The 1,105-nt window shown below is 39.5% G+C and carries 1 protein-coding gene; it reads left to right on the top strand.

The window, feature by feature from the left end; all coding sequences use genetic code 11:
- Positions 1–49: 49 nt before the first annotated feature.
- Positions 50–1,105, top strand: a 1,056-nt coding sequence (locus tag BIZ39_RS21955) for a toprim domain-containing protein (RefSeq protein ID WP_187448139.1), incomplete at its 3' end; no start/stop codon positions are given.

Below are 1,105 nucleotides of genomic sequence, written 5' to 3'. Positions count from 1 at the left end.
GTCCATATACCTTGTGGCACTTCTACCCCTTAATATTTGGAGATGAATCATGGATAACCAACGTGATTTTAATGAATTTCGTGCGCAGGTTTCTGCTGCATGTAACGGACATTGGGAAGAGTGGTTTTCACTCTATGTTAATTCCGATGATATTTCTACGTTGTTCAAACGTCGAAATATACCTTGCCCTGAATGCGGACGTGAAGCTAAGTTCTTTTTAGCAAGTCGTAGTGATGGTTCAGGACATTGTTGTCATGCAAGTTGCAGTTTTCATACTTATGATGGCTTGGCAACTATATCTGCATTAAGTGGCAATAAACTAGGTGAAGTTACAACGAATATTGCATCACACCTTGGCTTAATTGACAAAAAGCCTAAACAGGTTTTTGTCCCCAAAAAGCCAAAGCTAGTTAAGCGTACAAAAATGACGGAAGCAGAAGTAAAAACGTTAAAAAATGTGCTTAATAGTTCGGTTAAGATGCAAAAAGGCGATTTTGTTTGGCAATATCTTTTAAATAGAGGTTTACCGTCCAATCTACTTGAAGCGCTTTGTCACGAGGGCCTTATTCTTTCGAATGAGTCTCTTTATTTCAAGCCTGATGGTAACCACTATCTAGGTATGGTTGTTCCTGTAAAATCACCTGCTGGTAAAATTGTTGGTGCACACAGAACATTTCTAAAGCGAGATGATTTCGGAAATGTATCAAAAATTGACCACGAACATAATAAAATGTTAACAGGCTCTTTCGAGGACGCGTATATTGGTGCTCGAATTGAACTTGGCGGTCCTGCCAGTAATGCCATTGGTATTTGTGAAGGCATTGAAACGGCTTTAGCAGTTAATGCTATGGGTGTTCATTGTTGGCCTTTGCTAAATACCGCAGGTATTCAGTCTTTTGTTCCACCTGAAGGTGTGTCTACAGTATATGTTTTTGCTGATAATGACATTTCTCAGGCTGGTCAAATAGCTGCTGCTAAGTGTAAAGAGCGACTAACCAGTGAAGGTTTTCGAGTTAAGTGTTACTTACCGAAGCCACCACATGGAAGAAATATTCAAGGCAAATCATTTGATTGGCTTGATCATTTCCTTAGTGCTGTTGAATAC

The sequence above is a fragment of the Alteromonas sp. BZK5 genome, assembly GCF_014349115.1.
GTDB classification, from domain to species: Bacteria; Pseudomonadota; Gammaproteobacteria; order Enterobacterales; family Alteromonadaceae; genus Alteromonas; species Alteromonas macleodii.
Note: the sequence above shows the minus strand (reverse complement) of the source record. Positions and strands in the feature narration are given on the sequence as shown.